Source organism: Gelidibacter algens (assembly GCF_001678675.1).
Lineage (GTDB): Bacteria > Bacteroidota > Bacteroidia > Flavobacteriales > Flavobacteriaceae > Gelidibacter > Gelidibacter algens.
In genome coordinates, this window is record NZ_LZRN01000009.1 from 45,388 (window position 1) to 67,425 (window position 22,038).

The following is a 22,038-nucleotide window of genomic DNA, read 5'->3' on the forward strand; positions in this document are numbered from 1 at the left end:
CCAAATATGGCTCTCAAAAAATTTCTATATAAAAAACCATCTCTATTTTTCATACTCTGGAAGCATCCAGAAGGTTGAAAGAGATGGTTTCTTTACCAATTTCAGTGCCGATTAGGCAGCGATGACGTTGTTCTTGTTGTGTTTGTGCTTATCAATTATGGACAACCATTTTTCAGCACGTGCAACTTCTCTATTCTGAGAAAAATTGTCTTCAGCGTTATATAAGGTAATCACAACAGGATTGGTATTGGAAACAAAGGTAAATTCCAAATCAAGACGTGACATCTCAGAATAATGCTTGTCTCCATTTTTATATTCTTTGCTTGTTTTATTAATGACACACTTTCTAACATCTTCCAATGCAACTTTCTGAACTTTGGTTTCAGCAGTGTTAATATTGATGTAAAATAAGGTGTTTTCCTGTTCATCAAAGCCCAGACAAGTATTGTTCCAGGCTTCCTTTAGCGTAAATTTGATATTGTGCCCTTTGGCAGCATCGTTAAAAGCTTTCTTCTTTTTAGACGCGCCACTTTTTTCTGCCAAGACAAACCAGATAAAAGGCACTGTGACAATTAGTGTGACGAAAACCATCACGAAATTCATTGAAATATGCATTGTTTTATATTTTAAATTAGAGATAGACTTATAGAGGTGCTGTTGGACACCTTCTAAATTTTAACCGAATAAAAAAATCAGTCTATGTAAAACAATGAAAGGGAAAAATAATAGCTTTTGTAGAAAGATTGACCACAATTTGCTGGCCAATAGTATAATATGAAAGTTGATAAAATAAAGGAGCAACCGGGTTTTTGGCCAATTTAAAGGGCTGTGGAAATATTTTTACCCCTGGCGTTTCATAGGTGTAGGAATAACTAACATCAAGAACCGCATCAAAGAATAAAGGGTTTTGATCTTGTTCTTGAGTCGCCACAATATTGTCCACTGGCGTGTACGCTGCACTTGGTACTACTGTAAGATCAGAAGATCCGAGCAACATCAACCATCCAAAGATGTGAAGAATGGCACCTTGTAATGTGAACATCATATACATATTAGGCCACGAAGGTAAGTGAATGTCGTGTTAAAAAAATCCACAACTCAGGGAATTAATTTGGACCAAAAAAATAATATAGCCGTAACATTGAGATGGCAGAAAGAAATTACATTTGCCGGATTTTTATTTTCTTTCCTATGGAATTAATGATTGGGGCTATCGGGTTTATTATTTGTGCCTATGCTGTAATTGCAAATGACGTGATCCAAACCTTGGGTACGTTCATGGCTTCAAATAATAAGTTACAATGGTGGTGGCTATGGCTGTTTGCCGTAAGCATTCTATCTGCCACGCTCATTTATGGTTGGTATACAAATTCTGGTGATGTGTCTTATGGGCGCTTGCTTAACATTCCGTTGCCTTCAAAATTGGAATGGTGGTATTTGTTGGTGCCCTTGACCCTCTTGGTCATTACGCGCATTGGAATTCCGGTGAGCACCACATTTATGATTCTGAGTGTCTTTTCAACCGGACAGATTATCGAAAAGATGATCTTAAAATCAGTGTATGGCTATGCCTTGTCCTTTGTTTTTGCGGTGTTGGTTTATATCATCATTTCTAAAAAATTTGAATCGAAGTTATCTTTAGAAAGGCTTGACAAACATTCCCGTAAACATTATTGGCTAGTAGCACAGTGGGTTTCTACCGGTTTTTTATGGTCGCAATGGCTCATTCAGGATTTTGCCAATATATTTGTTTTTTTACCAAGAAAACTGGCTATCACAGAACTGCTATTGGCACTCTGCGTCATCATGGTGATTATGGCCTATATTTTCCAAAAGCGCGGGGGTAAGATTCAGGAAATTGTCAATCAAAAATCGAACACCAAAAACATCAGATCCGCAACAATTATTGATCTTATATATGGTATTTTCCTGTTTGTTTTTGGGAACCTCAACACCATCCCGATGAGTACCACTTGGGTATTTATCGGTATTTTAGCTGGAAGGGAATTGGCCATGACCTATTTGCTGAACAAGAAAAAGATGACAAATACGTATATCATCATCGCCAAGGATTTTGGGAAGGTCAACATTGGTTTGGCGGTTAGCGTGGTTATTGCTTTTTTAATCCAATATTTAAAATAGATTTTATAATTTGCACACGCTGCAGTCTTTGAGACGCTGCTTTATTTAAAAGTCTTGTACAAGTTATGTCCTTATGCTCAAAATAGCGTTTCACCCTATTTACAAACATCCGCTGCCAGAAGGCCACCGGTTCCCGATGCTCAAATATGAACTGCTGCCAGAGCAGCTTGTATATGAAGGCACCTGCACCGCCGCTAATTTTTTTGAGCCTTCCGTTCCAGATGATCGCTATATTTTAAAGGTCCATACTACCGAGTATTACAATCACCTAAAAAATCTTACGCTAGACGCAAGAGCTGCAAGAAAAATCGGATTTCCATTAAGTGACATGCTCGTGAAACGCGAAACCATAATTGCGGATGGCACTATAAAAGCCAGCGAATTTGCACTAAAATATGGTATTGCGATGAACATTGCCGGTGGCACCCATCACGCGTATTCTGATCGGGGAGAAGGATTTTGCATGTTGAATGATCAAGCTATCGGTGCACGCTATTTACAGGATAAAAAATTAGCAGAAAAAATCCTGATAGTAGATCTGGACGTCCATCAAGGTAATGGCACTGCTGAAATTTTCCAAAATGACCCTTCAGTATTTACCTTTTCGATGCATGGGAAAAGCAATTATCCATTTAAAAAGGAACACAGTGATTTGGATATTGCACTCGAAAATGATTGTGATGATGCCACGTATCTTTCCATTTTAGAAGAAACATTGCCGCAGTTGATTCATGCTGAACAACCAGATTTCATTTATTATTTGTGTGGTGTGGATGTGATTGCTTCTGATAAATTGGGAAAGCTGGGGCTGACCGTTGCGGGTTGTAAAGAACGTGATCGTTTTGTATTGCAAACCTGTAAAAACCATAAGATTCCTGTGATGTGCAGCATGGGCGGTGGCTATTCAACAGATATCAAAATTATTATTGAGGCGCATTCCAATACGTTTCGGCTGGCTCAAGAACTGTTTGTCTAAAATTCCAATAAAAAAAATTCCAAATCCCAACAGATAATGATTGGGATTTGGAATTTGGAATTTAAGATTTGGGATTTTATTTTTTACTTCCCTCCCAACAGCAACAGTTCATTACAAACTATTTCTGTCATATACTGCTTCTTGCCATCTTTGTCGTCCCAAGAGCGGTTGGTCAATTTGCCTTCAATGGCAACTTCCTTCCCTTTAGCAACATATTTTTCAACGACGTCTACCAATCCTCCTCTCACAACAATATTGTGCCAGTAGGTGCGCTCTACTTTGGCGCCATCTTTATCTTTATAGCTGTCGTCTGTAGCCATAGAGAATTTCGCCATTTTGTTCCCATCAGGAAAACTAACGATTTCAGGATCTTGTCCTAATCTTCCAATCAACTGTACTGTGTTTCTTAATGCGTTCATGAGTTCTAAAATTTAAAGGTTAAACAGTTAATACTATTGAATATCGTTCGGTCAATTCAACAACACAAAGATGCGATGGCTTCCTAATGGTATTCGGTTGTTAACTATTTAAATTCGTTTGTAAATGCTTGTAGTCGTTTGTAAATGGATATTGTTATATTTACGTGTTAGCTGTTATTACCTATGAAAATTTATAAAGCCTTTTTACATACTATATTTTTGGTAGGTATTCAAATTTTGATTGGAATAGCTATCGTTCTTATTTTTCAACTGATAGATAAAAACAACAAAAACTATTACGAACACGCATTAGGATTATTTAGAACATTTGCTCAATTATCGGGATTTCTAATATTCTCCTATTATTTTTGGAAACCTTGGAATAATTGGATAAATAAATCTGATTTAAAAATAGACAACTTTAAAATTATATCATTACTTTTTATAATTGGAATTGGATTAGAATTTATCAAATCTCCTTTCGCTGATTTTAATAACATTTCAAAATACATAAACCAATCTGATTTAATATATAATTCACATAATTTTGAGGGATTTGACAAAAATTTAATTTATCGAGTTGTTGGGGTTATAATAATTGCACCGATAATTGAAGAATTATTTTTCAGAAAATATTTGATTAATAGATTACTCAAAGAAAATAGTAAAATTGTTACTTTGATAACCTCAAGTATTTGTTTCTCTTTAATCCATTTTGAAACACCGAATAATCTTATTCCTGCTTTTCTTTTTGGTTTAGCTAGTGGATTAATATTTATAAAAACAAATAAAATTGGGTATTCAATATTGCTGCACTTGATTGGTAATAGTTTATGGTTAATAGATGTACTTTCAGGAGATGAATTTTACAATTATTTATTCGAACTTGAGTTCAATTCTACTTATTGGATGATTTTCTCTTTGGGAATAATAATGACTTATTTTGGATTAAAAAGAATAACAACAGCTAACACTAAATATAGGTCATTGGGCAGATAGTGCTAAAGTTGAAAATAATTACATTTAAGAAAACATGTAGGGAATTGGTGGTTTGGAGCCTTGAAGTGCCCAACGCCACATATTCTTAACGTTGTAAGTAATTTGAGGCAACCTTTTAAAGAATTTAACATCTACATAGAAATAATAAATTCAGTTCTAATGAAAAAACTAAATATCCTTTTGGTAGTATTAATCACTTTTTTTTCTTGTTCTAAAGATGACCAAAATTCAATGAAAAATTATCAAGGGAAATGGAAACTTACTCAAATGACAGGGAGTATTCCAAATTCCGAAACTACTGGTTCTGAAATGGAATGGCAAGAATTCTATTTATTAAATACAGATGGAACATTTAAAAAATCTAGGGAAAGAAATGGAATCTTAACTGAAATTTCTGGGACTAATAAAGTAGTTAATTCTTCTAATGAAAATCTATTAGAGTTTATTTATGCAAGTGAAAACGAAATTATTGGAACTTGTTATTCTGACATCCTAAAAGAAGAAATGTATTTTCAATCTAAAAGTATCCTAATTAGCAATTGGGAACAATGTGATGGACCAGGTTTGAAATATGAAAAAGTGAATTAAGACTACTTAAGCCGAATGTAAGCTACGACTTGGTCTGTGCTCACTTGGAAAACCCTCGCAGATTTTCCAACGGAGTTTTGTATTGCAAACCTGTAAAGACCATAAGATTCCTGTGATGTGCAGCATGGGCGGTGGCTATTCAACAGATATCAAAATTATTATTGAGGCGCATGCCAATACGTTTCGGCTGGCTCAAGAACTGTTTGTCTAAAATTCCAATAAAAAAAATTCCAAATCCCAACAGATAATGATTGGAATTTGGAATTTGGAATTTGGATTTTGAAATTTGGAATTATAATCTTACTTCCCTCCCAACAGCAAGAGTTCATTACAAACTATTTCTGTCATATATTGCTTCTTGCCATCTTTGTCATCCCAAGAGCGGTTGGTCAATTTGCCTTCAATGGCAACCTCCTTCCCTTTAGCAACGTATTTTTCAACAACGTCTACCAATCCTCCTCTCACAACAATATTGTGCCAGTAGGTGCGCTCTACTTTGGCGCCATCTTTATCTTTATAGCTGTCGTCTGTAGCCATAGAGAATTTCGCCATTTTGTTCCCATCAGGAAAATTAACAATTTCAGGATCTTGTCCTAATCTTCCAATCAACTGTACTGTGTTTCTTAATGCGTTCATGAGTTCTAAAATTTAAAGGTTAAACAGTTAATACTATTGAATATCGTTCGGTCAATTCAACAACACAAAGATGCGATGGCTTCCAAATGGTATTCGGTTGTTAACTATTTAAAATCGTTTGTAAATGCTTGTAGTCGTTTGTAAATGGATATTGGTTATATTTACATGTTAGCAAAAAGCAAAAAAAAAAAAAAAAAAAAAATTGTAATGAAAAATAAAATTTAAGAAAAAAAGAATTTATATAAATTTAATACTCGGACTTGTTTGGATTGGACTTGGCATTTTTAGTCTATTAGAAAATGAAAGTTTAAGATGGACAGATTATGGATATTTGTTAGCAGGGGTCTTATATCTTGGACATTACTTATATGATTTAAACAATCAGTATCTAACAATTCAGAACGGAACTATTCGGAAAAATGCATTATATGGATTTAGAAAAAAAATGAACCTAAACGAAATAAATTGTATTGAAAAATACGAAGGAGATTATACTCTAAAAACAGAAACAAAAGAACTGAAAATCAATACGAAATTGATTGACGAAAAATCACTTGCGGAATTGAATAGAATATTAAATGAATTAGATATATCGCCTAAAAAAAATGCCATTTGCTAACACTGTGTAAAAATAATTGCTACTTCTCGCCTACTTGGAAATTCCTGCGGAATTTCCACAGGCTCGGTCAATTTTTGTTATTTTAGGTGTTTACCCCACGCAACTATTCTTACACCAAACGTTAGCCTTAATAAAAAATGATACTTATAGACAAACCATATATTTCAGATTTTCTAGTAAGAACTATTAAAGAAAATAATTTTGAAATTATTGCTACTAAAGAAGCAAAGTCATTGATTAATGATGATTCTATGAATTGGATTTCGGAAAAGGATGCGAAAAATAAAATTATAAACAGCCCAAACCCTCTTATTTATACAAATTCTGAGAATTCATTAACATGGATTTTCAACAATCTAAAAGCAACTAACCTACCTAACCAAATAAGATTATTTAAAGACAAACTTAAATTTAGAGAACTAACTAAAGATTTGTTTCCTAATTTCATGTTTAGAAAAATTAAAATAGATGAAATTCAAACCTTAGATATTGATGAATTAAAACTACCATTTGTTATTAAGCCTTCATTAGGTTTTTTTAGTATTGGAGTGCATATCGTGAATAACAAGTCTGATTGGTATGCTGCTCAAAAAGAATTAAACTATGATAATCTAAAAAGTATTTACCCTAAAGAAGTAATGGATGCTTCTACTTTTATTATAGAAGAATACATAGAAGGAGAAGAATTCGCCATAGATGCCTATTTTAATAATGATGGAGAAGTAGTTATTCTAAATATTCTACATCATAAATTTTCTTCACGTACTGATGTAAGTGATAGGGTTTACTCCACTTCTCAGAGCATAATTCGTAAGTACAAAGAAAGCGTTGAAGAGTTTTTAAAACCCATAGGGGAAAAAGCGGATTTGAAAAACTTTCCTTTACATGTAGAGGTTAGAATTGATAAAAAAGGAATACTAAAACCAATAGAAATAAACCCGCAGCGATTTGGAGGGTGGTGTACAACTGGCGATCTTTCGTGGTATGCATTTAAGTTTAATTCATACCAATATTTCATTCAAAATAAAAAACCGAATTGGGATGAAATTTTCAAAAACAAGAAAGATGAAATTTATAGCATTATTTTATTAAACAATAATTCAGGTTTTAAACCATCAGAAATTTCTCATTTTGATTTTGATGCGCTGAAACAAGATTTAGAAAATGTATTAGTTGTCAGAAAATTGGATTTTAACAAATACCCTGCATTTGGATTCTTATTTACTGAAACAAGTGAAGGAAATGAAAACGAACTGAAAGAAATACTAAATTCTGAGTTAAGTAAATATATTAGAAAATAGAAATTACTAAGGCTAACAAAAAATATAGTGCATTTGGCAGACAATGCTAAATATGAAGATGATAGCAATAAATAAACAAAGTAGTAAACTGAAAATTTGGAGCGTTGAAATGCCAAACGCACCATATTCAAATCGTTGGCAGTAATGCCAGAATGCATCCGTGAGATGACAAATAATTTAAAAAGTAGAAATGAAAAAATTCGGCTTGTTTTTAATCCGGACAGTATCAGCTCATTTTCAGCGCTACTTTTCATATATAAGCCGTTATAGCACTTAATGAAACTGACCGCAGAAAATATAAAACACAACTATCAGATTTAATAATCAAGTTATTAATAATAATCCTTTTTATTTTATCATTAATCAATGGTTTTAATAGTGTATCGGAATATTATTATGCCTTTTCTGATTATGGAAATAATAAATTATCAGAGTTTATATCTATTTCAATAAACAGGTCGTTTTTAAGACCAGCTTTAATTTTATTAATCCCATTAATTGGGATTTTTATTGGTAAGAAAATTGGATGGATTTTAATCCTATCCTATTTATATTTCTGATTTCTAATTTAGTCTTTCAAGTTAAATTTGTTGACCTAACTGAGAAAACTCTGATTTTAATATATATTTTCGGAATCTCAGCCTTGCTTCTGATTATTATACTAATGAATAAAAGTAAAATAAGTAATCTGACTTATGGAATTGCGAAAACGGAATTGATTAGCATGAATATTATTGCTTCTACTATTGGAATGTCAATAACAATAATTAGAGTGATTCTGTAAGACAATTGAATTTAATAAAAAAACGTGCCGTATAAAATTAAATGCTTGGTTTTAGTCTACTGGAAAGGTTCGTCCTAAAACACCCCACATCCCATATAAATAGACATTGCCTGCAATTAAAAACACACAATTAAAAGTTTAACAAATGGAAAAAAAATGGATATTATTAATAGCACTACTGATTTTCTTCACCTTCATTTTTCTTTTTTGGAGGTTAACTAGTGGTTATGCTAAAAAAGAATATGGTACAAAGATGTCGAAGCATTGGCCGACGAGATTATCATATTGGCAAGCTGCAATATTGTATAGTACGGGGTTTACAGCTGTAACATTGTTTCTTTTGAAATGGGGAAATATTTTGAATTTTTAGAAGTTAAAAAAACAAGTAGAATAGGGAACACGTTGAGGCGAATAGGGTAACCACTGCAAATACACTAAAAAATGAGCAAAGAATGTTTAGAGTGTGGCGAAAAGATTATCGGGAGAACCGATAAAAAATTCTGCAGTGATGCCTGTAGAAACTCTTATAACAACACCATTAATAAAGACAGTAAAAACCTGATCAGAAACACGAACAATAGGCTCCGTAAAAACTATAGGATCTTGGAAATCTTAAATCCGGAACAAAAAACCAAAGTCTCTCGTGGAAAACTCATTGAAAAAGGATTTGATTTTAATTACTTTACAAGCATCTACACCACCAAAGTAGGAACGGTGTACTACTTTGTGTATGATCAAGGCTATTTGCCCATTGAAGGTGATTATTATGCTTTGGTGAAACGCGAGAGTTGATGTTCGAAAATATTTCAAATCTCTTAGAATTGTTTAGTCCAATTTTGCGGATTTTTGCTTGTATGGAAAACGGCTATGACTTTTACAGTGTTATCTTGAATGGTAAAATGAATTCCAAAAGGAAAGGTTTTTAAAAAAAGAATACGAACACTTTTATATCTTTTTTGTATGTGGTAAGGCTCTATTGACGATTTAATTTCTGATAAAAATTGGGTCTTCAATTCTACTTGTTTTGTATGATACCAAAACATAGCATCAGAGATATCAAAATACGCCTCGTCTGAAATCAAGACTTTATAAGACATACAACCTATTTCAATTTTTGCTCAAGATCTTCCCAAGTGTAAAACTCCGTTTCATCATTTTCCATACGTCGAAGTCTCCGATCCAGTTCTGTTTTTTGCAATAACGTCAGTTCATGTTGATTCTCATTAACGTCATCGACAAGCACTTGTTTCAGCTTTTTTAGAACTGATTCCTTTTCTGTCTGCAACACCAATTTTATCAATTCAATTTTTTCTGCATGCAAATTCATACTGTCAAAGTTATTAATAGTATTCAAAATTTCGATTCTTGTTTTCAAAAATATAATTTAACAATTGCTGTTCTTCGTGGTGGAGTTCCAATTATGTCCCTTCATTTCTAAAGCGGCCACTAAAATGTCTTTCTGGCTAATTTGCCCCACTAATTTCCCATTTTCAAGAATTGGAAAACGGCGGTGTTTGGATTCCAAAAACACATTGGCAGCATCAAATACATTCATGTTACCATCTAAGGTATCTACGTTTTTTACCATCCGCTGTTCCACGGTATCATCTTCCATGGGCATGTTGTAATATCTGCTTTCACTAATCTGTTTTAAACAATCTCCTTCTGAAATAATCCCGACCAATTCGTTCTTTTCATTGAGCACTGGGCCTCCTGAAATTTTGTGCTTGATAAGAATCTCTACCACTTCAATGACCTTTTGATCTGTTCTAAACGTGATCAAATCTCTGCTCATATAATCACACACCCTACATGGCAACTGTTCAGTGACTTTTTGCTGCTGCCTTCGTGCCCCTTGAAAACTCTTTATCCCCATAACTTATTAATTTAGTGAACTTTAAATTTAAAAAAAATTAACCATTTAACCTAACATCCCTTATCACCAAATTAATTTTGTAATTTTAAGCTACCAACCAATATTTTCCTACATGCTTAAAAAAGCCATTGCCGTAGCACTCATTATTTTGGCCATATATTGGAGCTTTTTTGCTTTAATGCCTACCCACATTTCTGATCTCAATACTGAGCCCAACGCTTTCTCCTCTGAACGCGCTTTGGTGCACCTCAAAAACATAACAAAAGAACCGCATTACGTAGGTTCAGAAGAACATGAAGTGGTTAAAAATTACTTGGTTAAGGCGTTGAATGACTTCGGTCTGGAAACCCAACTACAAGAGGCCTACAGTCAAAACAAGAAATGGGGAAGCATTGTGAAACCCAAAAATATCTTGGCCCGGATTAAAGGCAGCGACAACTCTAAAGCCTTGCTCCTGTTGTCGCATTATGACAGTAAATCTCATGCTTCTTTTGGCGCCAGTGATGCCGGTTCAGGCGTGGTGACTATTTTGGAAGGGTTACGTGCTTTTTTGAGCGACGGGAAAACGCCTAAAAACGATATCATTATTCTGTTTTCTGATGCCGAAGAACTGGGATTGAATGGCGCTGATATTTTTGTCAACCAACATCCGTGGGCAAAAGATATCGGACTTGTTTTAAATTTTGAAGCACGCGGTAGCGGCGGGCCAAGTTATATGCTGATAGAAACCAATGGCGGCAATCAGAATTTGATCAAGGGTTTTAAAGAAGCAAATCCCGATTATCCGGTAGCCAATTCTTTGGCCTACAGCATCTATAAAATGTTACCTAATGATACAGATCTGACGTACTTTAGGGAAGACGGCGATATTGACGGCTTAAATTTTGCCTTTATCGACGACCATTTTGATTACCATACCGCCTTAGACACCTATGAACGTTTGGATAGAAACACTCTAGAACATCAAGGCAGTTATTTGATGCCTTTGCTCACATATTTCTCTCAGGCCAACCTGAATAATTTGAAGAGCACCGAAGACGCCGTCTATTTTAACCTGCCACTTTTTAAATTGGTCAGTTATCCAAATTCGTGGATTTTTCCCATGCTCATCCTTGCCATACTCATTTTTTGTGGGCTGGTTTTTTATGGGATTAAAAAAAGAAGCTTAAATTCCAAACACATGGCTTTGGCGTTCCTTCCTCTGTTAGGCGCTCTTTTTATTAATGGGATGGTAGGGTATTTTGGCTGGAAACTGCTTTTGGCCATGTATCCGCACTATGACGAGATTCTTCACGGTTTCCCATATAATGGACATCTTTATATTTGGACGTTCGCCTTATTTTCTACAGCGGTTTGCATGTGGCTGTATAGCAAAGTGTATAAACCAGAAAACACCGCAAGTTTATCAGTACCGCCATTACTATTATGGCTTATCATTTGTGGCATTGTAGCGTTTAAACTTGAAGGGGCCAGTTTCTTTATTATTCCGGTCTATTTTGGGTTGCTCAGTCTTTTTGTATTGATAAGACAAAAACATCCCAACATTATTTTATTGACCTTGTTGCTCTTTCCGTTATTGCTGATCATGTCGCCATTTATAAAAATGTTCCCCGTGGGGCTGGGACTTAAAACGATCATCGCAACTACAATTCTGGTAACTCTTATGTTTTCATTGTGCATTTCTGTTTTTGGATTTTCACGCTATAAAACCAGATGGGCCTTGCTCCTGTTCATCACAGCGTTCGGCTTTTTTGTAGCCGCACATTTTCAATCTGATTTTAATGAAGAACGTCCAAAACCCAACAGTCTCGTTTATGTATATGACGCTGACAAAGACACCGCACATTGGGCTACTTATGATCATATTTTAGATGATTGGACCAAAGCTTACCTCACCGATGACCCAGATGTGTTTGACGCTTCAGCAGTCAGCTTTGAAAGCAAATATGGGACTCAGTTAGCATACAGCAAAAAAGCAGTCATTAAACCTCTCAAAACCCCTTATATCGACACCCAAAAAGATACTATTATTGGAGAAGTCCGCCATCTTCAGGTTTTTATTTCACCACAACGTGCGGCCAACACTTTAGAATTTTACGCAGAAGCATCCAACCAGTTTTTATCCTTTAATATCAACGGCTTGGAAATTGATAAAAATAAGGGCGACCATTTCGTTTTTAATGACCGAATCAAAAACAGATTGTTCAGTTATATGGTCACCGATCATAAAGCGATCGAATTGAATTTTACGGTTCCGGCAGCGCAAAAGACCACTTTTGAAATTTTTGAAGTTTCTTTTGACTTGTTGGACAATACCTTATTTCGAATCACTAAACGTCCAAACACGATGATTCCGAAACCCTTCGTCTTAAATGACGCCATCATCATAAAAAAAACCATGTCTTTTGAATAAACATATCAGCATTATTGGTTGTGGCTGGTTGGGATTGCCCCTTGCCTCAACATTGGTCAAAAATGGCCATACCGTGAAAGGCTCCACCACATCTGTGGACAAATTAGATCTTTTGAAACACGAAGGGATCCATCCATTTGTAGTGACCATTTCCGAAGAATACATCGAAGGAAATATTTCAGAATGTCTGAAAGGTTCCGAAATTCTGATTATCAACATTCCGCCAGGACTTAGGAAACATCCAAATGCTGATCTTGTAAAAAAAATGCAGCTGCTTTGTACCCATATCGAAAACTCTGAAATCAAGAACGTGCTCTATGTGAGCTCCACGTCTGTTTATGAAGAAACTATTGAAATGCCCATCATCACCGAAGATAGTCCTACAAATGGGCAATCGTCCTCATCAAAGCAATTGATTGCTGCTGAACAGATTTTTAAAATCAATCCTAATTTTAAAACTACCATCTTGAGGTTTGGCGGATTGATTGGTGATGATCGTTATCCGGCAAAATTTCTATCTGGCAAAAAAGACGTCAAAGACCCTAAGGGTCCAGTCAATTTAATCCATCAAAACGATTGTATTGGCATTATCAAAGCCATTCTCGAAAACGAACAATGGCAAACTGATTTTAACGCTGCAGCACCTCAGCATCCTACAAGGGAACATTACTACAACGCGGTTTGTGAAGCAAAGAATTTACCGCTTCCACAATTTGACCATGGAACTCCAAGCAAAGGAAAAATCATTTCAAGTGAAAAAGTGGAACACCTATTGAATTATGAGTTTCTGTATAAACTGTAACAATTAGCAAGCTTTTAAGAGTTTATTTTATTAATTTTTATAGATTTGGCGCAATTAATTTAATAATGTCCTGAGAAAAAGACACTGAATATCTAATTTAAAAATGAAAAAACTAATACTACTCGTGGTTGTGATGAGCTCCTTAAGCATCACTGCACAAACAAAAACAGAACTGCAAAAGCATTTTGAAAGCTATTATAAGCAAATGAAAAAACAAGGTGATATACAAGGCGTCATCAATGCCATGACTCACTTAGATGTGCTTGCACCAACACAAGCCAGAAAAGATACGTTAGCCTATATCTATGTTTCTGAAGGTAGAAATATGGAAGCTTTAAATACTATTGGTATTGAAAAAAGTGGTACAGATTCTGATTTGAATACTGAAATCAAAGCCATCGCTTTAAACGCTGTGGGTGAACGTAAGCGTGCTCTGGAATTTTACAATGTGCTTTTCAGCAAAAAACCGACACCAGCAATTGCTTATGAAATGGCTGACTTGATGTTGCAAACTGGCGATTTAACCGGAGCTAAAGAAAAAGTAGAATATGGTCTTGCTAATGCTACTGATGACATGAGACGTACCTATTATGAAACACAACAGCCTTATCAAACCTCATTAAAAGCTGGATTTTTATATTTAAAAGCGATTGTTACCTATAGTGAAGATAAAGATGCCAATCAAGAAATTGCCTTGGCAACTCTAAACCGAGCGTTAGCCATTGATCCTAATTTCAACATGGCCAAAATTAGTAAAGACGCCTTATTGACTCGTAAAAAAGGAACCGATTAAGTGTCATCTGGTTTTAAATAAAAAGACAGCCTATTTAAATTATAGGCTGCTTTTTTTATTATCATTGAACGGTTCCGGCTTTCTACCAAATTCTAACCCGCTTTTCAGGTGCCAAATACATTGGATCACCTTCTTTAATATCAAAAGCTTTGTAGAATGCATCCACATTTTTTAAAGGTTGTGTGGCTCTTTGAATACCAGGAGAATGCGGATCTGCTTTAATCTGCGTTCTTAAAGCATCTTCTCTGGTTAAGGTTCTCCAAACGGTTGCCCAACTCATAAAGAAACGCTGTTCTGGAGTATATCCGTCAATGTTTTCAGGACGTCCGTGTTTCTCAAAATGTAACTGTAAACCGTCATAAGCACCAAGCACACCACCAAGATCGCCAATGTTTTCACCTAAGGTAAATTTACCGTTGATGTACACACTGTCCATCACTTCAATATTGCTATACTGTTCTGCCAAAGCATCACCACGTTTGGTGAATTCTTCCAAATCTTTTTCTGTCCACCAGTTTTTCAAGTTTCCGTCGCCATCAAAACGCGCTCCAGAATCATCAAATGCATGAGAGATTTCATGACCAATTACAGCGCCAATTCCACCATAATTTACAGCAGCATCTGCTGTATAGTTATAGAAAGGCGGTTGTAGAATGGCAGCAGGGAATACAATCTCGTTGTTACGCGGATTGAAATAGGCGTTTACCGTTTGTGGTGGCATGCCCCATTCTGACTTATCTACTTTCTCATTGATTTCAGAAAAGTTTTTCTCTCTAGCCCAATTACCAACAGCCATCATATTTTCTGCATAACTGTTGCCCTCTTTAATTTGAAGTTTTGAGTAATCTTCCCATTCATCAGGATAAGCAATCTTTACTGTAAATTTAGCCAACTTCTCAATCGCTTTTTTCTTGGTTTCTTCAGTCATCCAATCCAACTTCGTAATTCTGTTTTGGAAAGCTTTGATCACATCAGCAATCATTTCTTCAGCTTTAGCTTTGGCTTCTGGCGGAAATTTTGCTTCCACATATAATTTGCCAATAGCCTCACCAAGAGAACCATCAACTGTACCTAGAGCACGCTCTTGAGCTGGGCGTTGTTTTTGAGCACCATTCAAGGTTTTAGCATAAAAGTCCCAGTTTGCTTTTTCAATTTCTGTGGTCAAATAGTTGGCATTCCCATTTAAAGTATTCCAAACCATCAAGGTTTTGATATCTTCAATAGGTGTTTGCTTCAGGAAGTTTTGCAATGCGGCCATATATTTAGGCTGCATGATATTTACGGTTTCAATCGTTTTATCAATACCCAAATCATCCACCATTTTTTTCCAATCGACAGCTGGCGTCATTTTTTGTAAATCGGCAAAAGGCATCGGGTTGTTATAATTACGTGCATCTCTCATGGCCACTTTATCCAAACGTGGTTCAGCCAATTTGGTTTCCATTTCTAGTACTTTCTTAGCAGCTGCTTTTGCTTTTGCTTCATCGTAATCAATAAACTGAAGCATTCTGGCAATATGATCCACATATTTTTGTCTGATTTCCTTTGACTTGGCATCTTGATCCAAATAGTAATCTCTTTGTAATCCAAGTCCGCCAGGAAATACCCAAGTCATGTTCATGCTACTATCATTGAGGTTTGGAGACGCTCCAATACCTGCAAAAGGCGCCCCAACTCCATCAACTGTGGCGTAAACAGTTTGCATGTCTTTCAGGTTTTTAATGCCCTCAATAGCGCTCAGTAAAGGTTTAAGTGGTTCAATACCGGCGTTATCTCTAGCCAGAGTATCCAATTCACTTTCAAAAAGCAACAAGGCTTTCTTTTGGTCGGTACCATCGGCGTAAGTACCCAACTCTTTTGAAGTTTTTACAATGTCAAGCACATCTTGACGGGTTGCTTTGCGCAATACCCCAAAACCGCCCCAACGAGTTTCATCATCAGGAATGGTTGTGTTTTTCTCCCAATTGCCATTCACGAATTTGTAAAAATCGTCCTTCGGACTTACTAGAGTGTCCATGTTTTCAAGGACAATTCCAGGTAATTTTTTCTTGTGCCATTGCAGTATCATTTTTAGGTTCTTCCTTACAGCCCACAAGGGTTGTAACGGCCAAACCAGTAACTGCCAATACATACTTAAGATTGGTGTTCATAGTGTTTAAAAAATTTTAGTTTGCCTAATTTAGGTACTTATGTGTAGCTTACCTGTTCAATTTGTTACATGTTAACAAAACATTAGGAGAATATTTGGGTTATAATTGCCGTTTCTTTTGTTTCTAGTTTCTAGTTTCTAGTTCAAGGAGGAGATTAAAACACTAAAGGCGTAATGCTGCCCCTTAAATCTCCTTCATACATCTAAACTCCTACTCTGTTCTCACGGGAATCTGAATTTGCTGTGCTTCTTTTTCAAACTTTTTATTCATTTGCAGTTTGAGATTCACATCTGCTAAAAGCAATTCTTTGATGGCTTCCAACAACACTTTTTTCTTAATGTTATCAAGATTGGAAAGGTCTTGCAATCTTAGGAGAGTGGTTTCTAGGACCGTCATTCTCGATCTGATGGCTGGGGTAACCACTATTGGAGGCTGCTGCGTGTTTAATTCTGTGATGAACGTTTGCATGATTTCTTTCTCAACTCTAAAAAAAGACAAGTTACCGCTTTTTAGGAGTTCAATTTGAGTTTGCAGTTCTTGGTAATTTTGCCAATCTAAAATAGCCTCTGCACTTTCAGGACTCAAAATATAGTCAGTATACTCTAATTTTTCAATATCCTCGGCTTTTATCGTATAGGACTTTTCTTGATTTTCGGAAATATTTTCTACAGATTCTGGTTCAGATTTACAGCCGATAAAAATTAAGACACTTAGTAACAACAGCTGTTTCATAACACAGGAACAATTAGGAATAAGAATTAAAGTTCAAAGGTAAATAAAAATTTTATTGAAATGAGGCATCCTTTAGGTTGAGGAATCGAGTTCTTTGCCCTTCTGTTTGAATGGAATTTCGAAAATCGAAAACTGATGGTTTAATTCATTACTTCTGGAAAGCTATATCAGTTTGAGATAGCGGTATTTTTTTCAGATAATAAAAATTAATATTCAACCTATCGCACGCATTTTTTATTCTTGCTTTGTCTTTACAATTATTTTTATGAAAGCCTCCAATAGAAAAATCACGTTTAAGGTCCTTTTTGGGTATATCGCACTCGGCATTTTAGCTGCAGTTTCAGGGTGGCTGGTGTTTTCTGAGCTGCGCAATTTCACATCGTCGCAAACTGATGACCTCAAAGAGCGGGATAAACTTATCAGAATTAGCGGTTTTGTGGCCGACATTTATGAAAACGAAAGCCTATCCAGAGCAGCACTGCAACTCAATACTGAAGAACAATTCAACGCCTATCTTTTACAGAATGATAGTTTGATCACCACCATTGACACGCTGAGCAATTTGGTCAATAACGAGTATCAAAAGGCACTATTGGATAGCGTTAAGGTAATTTTTGCGAAAAAACAACGCGATTTAAACGAATTGCGCCGCCTTAAAGACAACAACAGTTCTGAAAACGCCATTGAACAGACCATTACTAAACTAAAAACCATAGATCCTATTTTGGGAAAATTAACCCTAGAGGATTATGTAGAGAATCCAAAAACAGCCGATCCCAAAACCAAAGAAATATTAGAACGCGTTATTACACGCCTAAATGAAGCAAGGGCCAAGGATTCTGTCAACAAAGTTGATCAAAAGCAGATTGATTCCATTGTGACCTCATCACGCGACATGCTCAATAAAATTCAGAGAGAGGCCGCTGTACAAAAACAATCTTTGATGCTTCAAGAGCGTGAACTGGCTGAAAATGATTTGATCACCTCCAGACAATTACGAAACCTCCTCCGCACTTTGGAGCGTGAAATGGTGGCGTCTTCCCAAAGTATTATTGTACAACGTCAAGACGTTCTGGACAGGAGTACCGGCATAATTTACTTGGCAGCCTTAGTCAGCTTTATTTTAGTGGTGATTTTTTCAGTGGTCATTTTAAACGATTTTTGGAAAAGCCAGCAATACCGTGAAAAACTTGAAGCATCCAATGCCTATACCAATTCCCTATTAAAGAGCAGGGAGCAATTGATCAATATGGTAAGCCACGATTTGAGATCACCGTTGAGTACCATTACTGGTTACAGCGAATTGCTTCATAAAACAGCCCAAAACGCAAAAGAGGGCAATTACTTGGACCATATTAAAAATGCATCTGGTTATATGAGCCAATTGGTAGATGACCTTTTGGAATTCTCAAAACTGGAAGATGGTCATATTACAGTAGAAAGCATTCCCTTTAATCTTCGCTCTATTTTGGACGAAACAAGTTCGAATATTGAAGCGATTTATACAGATAAACCTATTGCGTTATACATTAAACACGACCCAAAGCTAGACCGGACTATTGTTTCAGACCCCTTCAGGATCAAGCAAGTTCTATATAACCTAATAGGAAACGCTTATAAGTTTACGGAGCAGGGGAGCATTACCATTAGCACCCAACTGCATTCCGTCAACAATAAACATACGGTGAGCATTATGGTATCAGATACGGGTATTGGGATCAGCAAGGAGAAACAGGAAGATATATTTAATGCGTTTACCCAAGTCAACAAAACCAGCACTTCAAAACATTCAGGATTTGGATTAGGCTTGGCCATTTCAAAAAAATTGGTGCATATTTTGAAAGGGAAATTGTTCTTAAAGAGCATCCCTGGAAAGGGGAGTACTTTTGAAATGTCATTCCCAGTTAAACTTTCTGATGTCATCTTGGAGACGAGCCCAATAGTTTCAGAAACTCCACTTTTTAAATTGAAAGCTGTTATTGTAGATGACGATGCCTCTTTACGACAGTTGATTACAGATGTTTTGGAGCAACATCACATTACCACTTATACTTTTGAAGATGCCAAAGCTGCACTTTCAGCAATGGAGACAGTGCCCTTTGATGTGATCATTACAGATATCCAACTCCCAAAAATGAACGGTTTTCATTTTATGGAAACTGTAAAAAAGAGTCCATTTTATAAAGAGCAGCCTATTATTGCGATGACTGGCAGAACCGATATCGGTGCCGAAAACTACATTGAAAGCGGCTTTTCAAAAGTGGTTTTTAAACCGTTTACCGCGCACATTTGGTTTGATATTTTGAGTGAGCTATTTCCTGAAAGCATCATAAAACCTGAACAAAATACGAATAAAAATACCTCCTACCGCTGTGATTATTTTGACACCAATTCTATTGCAGGATTTTTAAACCATGATGAAGAGGCATTGAAATCACTGCTCGATATATTTTTGGAAGACACCAAAAAACACATGGCCGAGTTAAAAACAGCACATCAGCAAAAGGACCTTAAAACCATCACCGATTTGAGCCATAGAATGCTGACCATGTTTAAACAACTTAATGCAACCACGGTAGTGCCGCATTTAGAAGTATTAGAGAATACCACCGTTGTGGACAACGCTATTTTTGAAGACTTAGAATTAGAGCTCCACACTTTTTGCAAAGCCATGGACGCCTATATTACTCCAAATTATATTCCTTGAGTTTGTTATAAAGCGTTTTTCGTGAAAAATTAAGAAGTTTTGCAGCTTTCGTTTTGTTGTTGTTGACCTCATGAAGGGCTTTGACAATCAATTCCTTTTCGTTTGTTTTGGCGGAAAAAGAATGTGTTTGGCCTTCTTTTGTAGGGGCGGACAATTCGCGAGGCAGCACCTCTTTTTGGATGACCTCTCCAGTGGTCAATAATGTGGCGCGTTTGATGACGTTTGAAAGTTCACGCAAATTTCCTGGCCAAGAGTAGTTTTGGAAAATTTTAAGGACTTCAGGTGAAAACCCGATAATGGATTTATTGAGCTGCTGATTTGCATTATCCAGAAAGAAATCGGCATAGAGGATCAAATCATCCCTACGTTCCTGCAAATTAGGAACTTTAATTGAAAACTCATTCAGTCTATGGTAAAGATCTTCCCTGAAATCACCTTGCTCAACGGCATTCAACAAATCTTCATTAGTGGCGGTCAACAACCTGATGTCAACTTCAATTTCGTCATTGCTTCCAATAGGTTTGATACGTCTTTCCTGAAGTGCCCGTAACAACTGTATTTGATTTTCATAGGTTAAATTTCCTACTTCATCCAAAAAAAGTGTCCCGTGATTGGCTGCTTCAAAGTGGCCAATTTTATCGTTGATGGCGCCTGTAAAAGAGCCTTTTTTATGTCCGAAAAACTCACTGGCAGCAATTTCTTTCGGAATGGCACCACAATCTACCGCTATAAAAGGCTGTTGCTTTCTTGAACTTTTTAAATGAATAGCTTTGGCTACCACTTCTTTACCGGTGCCGCTTTCACCAAAAATCAAAACAGACATATCTGTAGGTGCGACAAGGTTAATATGATCGTCTAGAACTTTGGAAGCGGCACTAATACCTTTTACAACATTAGAAGCCGATTTTGATGGCGTGGCAACAGCAGGATTTGTTGAAGCTGTGGGTTTGGCTTCCTCCTTATGTTCCTGAAGTGCATTTTTTACAACCTGTAGCACTTCTTCAGGATTAAATGGTTTTGAAATATAGTCAAAAGCACCCTGCTTCATGGCCTTTACGGCTGTAGACACCTCAGCATAACCTGTCATCAAAACCACAGGAATGGACGTATCCTTACTTTTAATATGGTTCAATAAGTCAATTCCATCACCATCAGGAAGCCTGAGATCTGTAAATACTAAATCGAACGGTGCATCTTTGAATTTTAATTTAGCATCTTCCAGTGTATAGGACAAGATCACTGAGTGCTGGTGACGTTCTAAAAAACGTTTCAACATCTCAGAAAAGCTAACATCATCTTCAACCAAAAGAATGGTACTCATGGGTTACTCATTTTTACAAAAATATTAAGTTAAACTCAGTAAACCCTCTAAAAAAAACAATAAAAAAAGGACGTCTTTAAAAAACGTCCTTTTTTCTGCTAAAATGTGGATGACTATTTCTTTTCGATCCAGTTTCCATCTTTATCAGCATATACAGTTGATGCCGCTCCATCAACAGTAATATCCAATTTATATTCTTGCTTAGCATTCACGTAAGCTTTATCTAGAGTGGCGGTCTGAAAATCTGCTGCTAAGGCATCTTTTACGGCTTGTGGAAGCTCTTCAATTTTGACTTCTTTAAATTCTTCCTGAGCTGTCATTATAACTCCATCTGCTTGGTTCAATGTCATTGCTGACGTTGCAAATGTTGACAATCCTCCTAGCACTATTGCTGCTGTTAAAACTACTTTTTTCATAATTTTTGAATTTTTGAATTCTTGTTAATTGTATGTTGTGAAAATATTGAGAGTGAAACCCTAATCTTTTTTGATCCAGTTTCCATCTTTATCAGCGTGCACTGCATAGGCCTTTCCATCAACAGTAATTTCTAATTTATATATTTCCTTAGCGTTTACGGAAGCTTTATCAAGAGTGGCTGCCTTAAAATCTTTTGCTAACGCATCTTTCACGGCTTGTGGAAGCTCTTCAACTTTAACTTCTTTAAATTCTTCCTGAGCTGTCATGATAACTTTATCTGTTTGGTTCATCGCAAATGCTGATGATGCAAACGTTGATAATCCTCCTAATACTATTGCTGCTGTTAAAACTACTTTTTTCATA

At 36.0% G+C, this 22,038-nt stretch carries 24 protein-coding genes and 1 pseudogene; 12 read left to right on the plus strand and 13 right to left on the minus strand.

Annotated elements, in window-relative coordinates; translation table 11 throughout:
- Positions 1 to 111: 111 nt before the first annotated feature.
- The gene (locus A9996_RS06140; RefSeq protein WP_146608938.1) at positions 112 to 615 is read right to left on the minus strand and encodes a hypothetical protein; all 504 of its coding nucleotides are present in this window, start codon (positions 613 to 615) and stop codon (positions 112 to 114) included.
- A gap of 82 nt (positions 616 to 697) precedes the next feature.
- Positions 698 to 1,045 carry a hypothetical protein gene (locus tag A9996_RS06145; protein WP_146608937.1) on the minus strand — a complete coding sequence of 116 codons (348 nt, stop codon included), beginning with the start codon at positions 1,043 to 1,045 and terminating at the stop codon, positions 698 to 700.
- A 146-nt stretch (positions 1,046 to 1,191) separates the two neighbouring features.
- Between A9996_RS06145 and A9996_RS06150 the strand changes: the two genes are divergently transcribed.
- Complete coding sequence (locus tag A9996_RS06150; protein ID WP_083993870.1) at positions 1,192 to 2,142, plus strand: hypothetical protein; 951 nt, start codon at positions 1,192 to 1,194, stop codon at positions 2,140 to 2,142.
- A gap of 73 nt (positions 2,143 to 2,215) precedes the next feature.
- Positions 2,216 to 3,118: a histone deacetylase family protein gene (locus A9996_RS06155; protein WP_066432300.1), complete on the plus strand. Its 903-nt coding sequence runs from the start codon at positions 2,216 to 2,218 to the stop codon at positions 3,116 to 3,118.
- A gap of 83 nt (positions 3,119 to 3,201) precedes the next feature.
- Here A9996_RS06155 and A9996_RS06160 read toward each other — a convergent pair whose 3' ends face one another.
- Positions 3,202 to 3,537, minus strand: a complete 336-nt coding sequence (locus tag A9996_RS06160; RefSeq protein ID WP_066432302.1) for a single-stranded DNA-binding protein — start codon at positions 3,535 to 3,537, stop codon at positions 3,202 to 3,204.
- Between the two features lie 183 nt (positions 3,538 to 3,720).
- On the opposite strand from A9996_RS06160, the gene A9996_RS06165 reads away from it, so the two are divergent.
- From A9996_RS06165 to A9996_RS19830, 3 genes and pseudogenes are all read left to right on the plus strand, one after another.
- On the plus strand, positions 3,721 to 4,536 hold the full coding sequence (locus tag A9996_RS06165; protein ID WP_066432305.1) for a CPBP family intramembrane glutamic endopeptidase: 816 nt from the start codon (positions 3,721 to 3,723) through the stop codon (positions 4,534 to 4,536).
- 159 nt (positions 4,537 to 4,695) lie between these two features.
- Positions 4,696 to 5,124 carry a hypothetical protein gene (locus A9996_RS06170; protein WP_066432307.1) on the plus strand — a complete coding sequence of 143 codons (429 nt, stop codon included), beginning with the start codon at positions 4,696 to 4,698 and terminating at the stop codon, positions 5,122 to 5,124.
- 76 nt (positions 5,125 to 5,200) lie between these two features.
- A pseudogene (locus A9996_RS19830) lies at positions 5,201 to 5,335 on the plus strand (histone deacetylase); the annotation flags it as partial.
- Between the two features lie 89 nt (positions 5,336 to 5,424).
- On the opposite strand, the gene A9996_RS06175 reads toward A9996_RS19830, so the two are convergent.
- The gene (locus A9996_RS06175) at positions 5,425 to 5,760 is read right to left on the minus strand and encodes a single-stranded DNA-binding protein (protein ID WP_066432309.1); all 336 of its coding nucleotides are present in this window, start codon (positions 5,758 to 5,760) and stop codon (positions 5,425 to 5,427) included.
- Positions 5,761 to 6,205: 445 nt separating this feature from the next.
- Here A9996_RS06175 and A9996_RS20450 point away from each other — a divergent pair, with 445 nt between their 5' ends.
- The 3 genes from A9996_RS20450 to A9996_RS06200 all read left to right on the plus strand — a co-directional run bounded on the left by A9996_RS20450 (position 6,206) and on the right by A9996_RS06200 (position 9,256).
- Positions 6,206 to 6,379 carry a hypothetical protein gene (locus A9996_RS20450; RefSeq protein ID WP_248912322.1) on the plus strand — a complete coding sequence of 58 codons (174 nt, stop codon included), beginning with the start codon at positions 6,206 to 6,208 and terminating at the stop codon, positions 6,377 to 6,379.
- 137 nt (positions 6,380 to 6,516) lie between these two features.
- Positions 6,517 to 7,680: an ATP-grasp domain-containing protein gene (locus A9996_RS06185; protein ID WP_066432316.1), complete on the plus strand. Its 1,164-nt coding sequence runs from the start codon at positions 6,517 to 6,519 to the stop codon at positions 7,678 to 7,680.
- Between the two features lie 1,225 nt (positions 7,681 to 8,905).
- Positions 8,906 to 9,256 (plus strand): hypothetical protein, encoded by a 351-nt coding sequence (locus A9996_RS06200; RefSeq protein ID WP_066432322.1) that lies wholly within the window; start codon positions 8,906 to 8,908, stop codon positions 9,254 to 9,256.
- Between the two features lie 23 nt (positions 9,257 to 9,279).
- On the opposite strand, the gene A9996_RS06205 is transcribed toward A9996_RS06200, so the two are convergent.
- The 3 genes from A9996_RS06205 to A9996_RS06215 are packed head-to-tail and all read right to left on the minus strand — an operon-like array spanning position 9,280 to position 10,340.
- Positions 9,280 to 9,561, minus strand: a complete 282-nt coding sequence (locus A9996_RS06205) for a hypothetical protein (RefSeq protein WP_066432324.1) — start codon at positions 9,559 to 9,561, stop codon at positions 9,280 to 9,282.
- A 5-nt stretch (positions 9,562 to 9,566) separates the two neighbouring features.
- Positions 9,567 to 9,839, minus strand: a complete 273-nt coding sequence (locus A9996_RS06210) for an addiction module protein (protein WP_146608935.1) — start codon at positions 9,837 to 9,839, stop codon at positions 9,567 to 9,569.
- A gap of 9 nt (positions 9,840 to 9,848) precedes the next feature.
- Positions 9,849 to 10,340 (minus strand): CBS domain-containing protein, encoded by a 492-nt coding sequence (locus tag A9996_RS06215; RefSeq protein ID WP_066432331.1) that lies wholly within the window; start codon positions 10,338 to 10,340, stop codon positions 9,849 to 9,851.
- A gap of 112 nt (positions 10,341 to 10,452) precedes the next feature.
- On the opposite strand from A9996_RS06215, the gene A9996_RS06220 reads away from it, so the two are divergent.
- The 3 genes from A9996_RS06220 (at position 10,453) to A9996_RS06230 (ending at position 14,348) form a co-directional block, all read left to right on the plus strand.
- The gene (locus A9996_RS06220) at positions 10,453 to 12,753 is read left to right on the plus strand and encodes a M28 family peptidase (RefSeq protein ID WP_066432333.1); all 2,301 of its coding nucleotides are present in this window, start codon (positions 10,453 to 10,455) and stop codon (positions 12,751 to 12,753) included.
- Positions 12,746 to 13,555 (plus strand): NAD(P)-binding domain-containing protein, encoded by an 810-nt coding sequence (locus tag A9996_RS06225; RefSeq protein WP_066432335.1) that lies wholly within the window; start codon positions 12,746 to 12,748, stop codon positions 13,553 to 13,555. Before A9996_RS06220 ends, A9996_RS06225 begins: the two co-directional genes overlap by 8 nt.
- 103 nt (positions 13,556 to 13,658) lie before the next feature.
- On the plus strand, positions 13,659 to 14,348 hold the full coding sequence (locus A9996_RS06230; protein ID WP_066432337.1) for a tetratricopeptide repeat protein: 690 nt from the start codon (positions 13,659 to 13,661) through the stop codon (positions 14,346 to 14,348).
- An 82-nt stretch (positions 14,349 to 14,430) separates the two neighbouring features.
- Here the strand turns inward: A9996_RS06230 and A9996_RS06235 are convergent, their stop codons facing one another.
- The 3 genes from A9996_RS06235 to A9996_RS06240 form a co-directional block, all read right to left on the minus strand.
- Complete coding sequence (locus tag A9996_RS06235) at positions 14,431 to 16,365, minus strand: M13-type metalloendopeptidase (protein WP_157487186.1); 1,935 nt, start codon at positions 16,363 to 16,365, stop codon at positions 14,431 to 14,433.
- A gap of 4 nt (positions 16,366 to 16,369) precedes the next feature.
- On the minus strand, positions 16,370 to 16,498 hold the full coding sequence (locus A9996_RS20940; RefSeq protein ID WP_346210590.1) for a hypothetical protein: 129 nt from the start codon (positions 16,496 to 16,498) through the stop codon (positions 16,370 to 16,372).
- A 210-nt stretch (positions 16,499 to 16,708) separates the two neighbouring features.
- Positions 16,709 to 17,230, minus strand: coding sequence for a hypothetical protein (locus tag A9996_RS06240; RefSeq protein WP_066432339.1), 522 nt, complete (start codon positions 17,228 to 17,230; stop codon positions 16,709 to 16,711).
- A gap of 265 nt (positions 17,231 to 17,495) precedes the next feature.
- On the opposite strand from A9996_RS06240, the gene A9996_RS06245 reads away from it, so the two are divergent.
- Positions 17,496 to 19,937 (plus strand): hybrid sensor histidine kinase/response regulator, encoded by a 2,442-nt coding sequence (locus A9996_RS06245; protein ID WP_066432341.1) that lies wholly within the window; start codon positions 17,496 to 17,498, stop codon positions 19,935 to 19,937.
- On the opposite strand, the gene A9996_RS06250 is transcribed toward A9996_RS06245, so the two are convergent.
- The 3 genes from A9996_RS06250 to A9996_RS06260 form a co-directional block, all read right to left on the minus strand.
- A complete protein-coding gene (locus A9996_RS06250) occupies positions 19,915 to 21,258 on the minus strand; it encodes a sigma-54-dependent transcriptional regulator (RefSeq protein WP_066432343.1) in 1,344 nt (447 codons plus the stop codon). The genes A9996_RS06245 and A9996_RS06250 overlap by 23 nt on opposite strands.
- Positions 21,259 to 21,371: 113 nt before the next feature.
- Positions 21,372 to 21,674, minus strand: coding sequence for a hypothetical protein (locus A9996_RS06255; RefSeq protein ID WP_066432345.1), 303 nt, complete (start codon positions 21,672 to 21,674; stop codon positions 21,372 to 21,374).
- A gap of 60 nt (positions 21,675 to 21,734) precedes the next feature.
- The gene (locus A9996_RS06260) at positions 21,735 to 22,037 is read right to left on the minus strand and encodes a hypothetical protein (RefSeq protein ID WP_066432346.1); all 303 of its coding nucleotides are present in this window, start codon (positions 22,035 to 22,037) and stop codon (positions 21,735 to 21,737) included.
- Position 22,038: the final 1 nt, after the last annotated feature.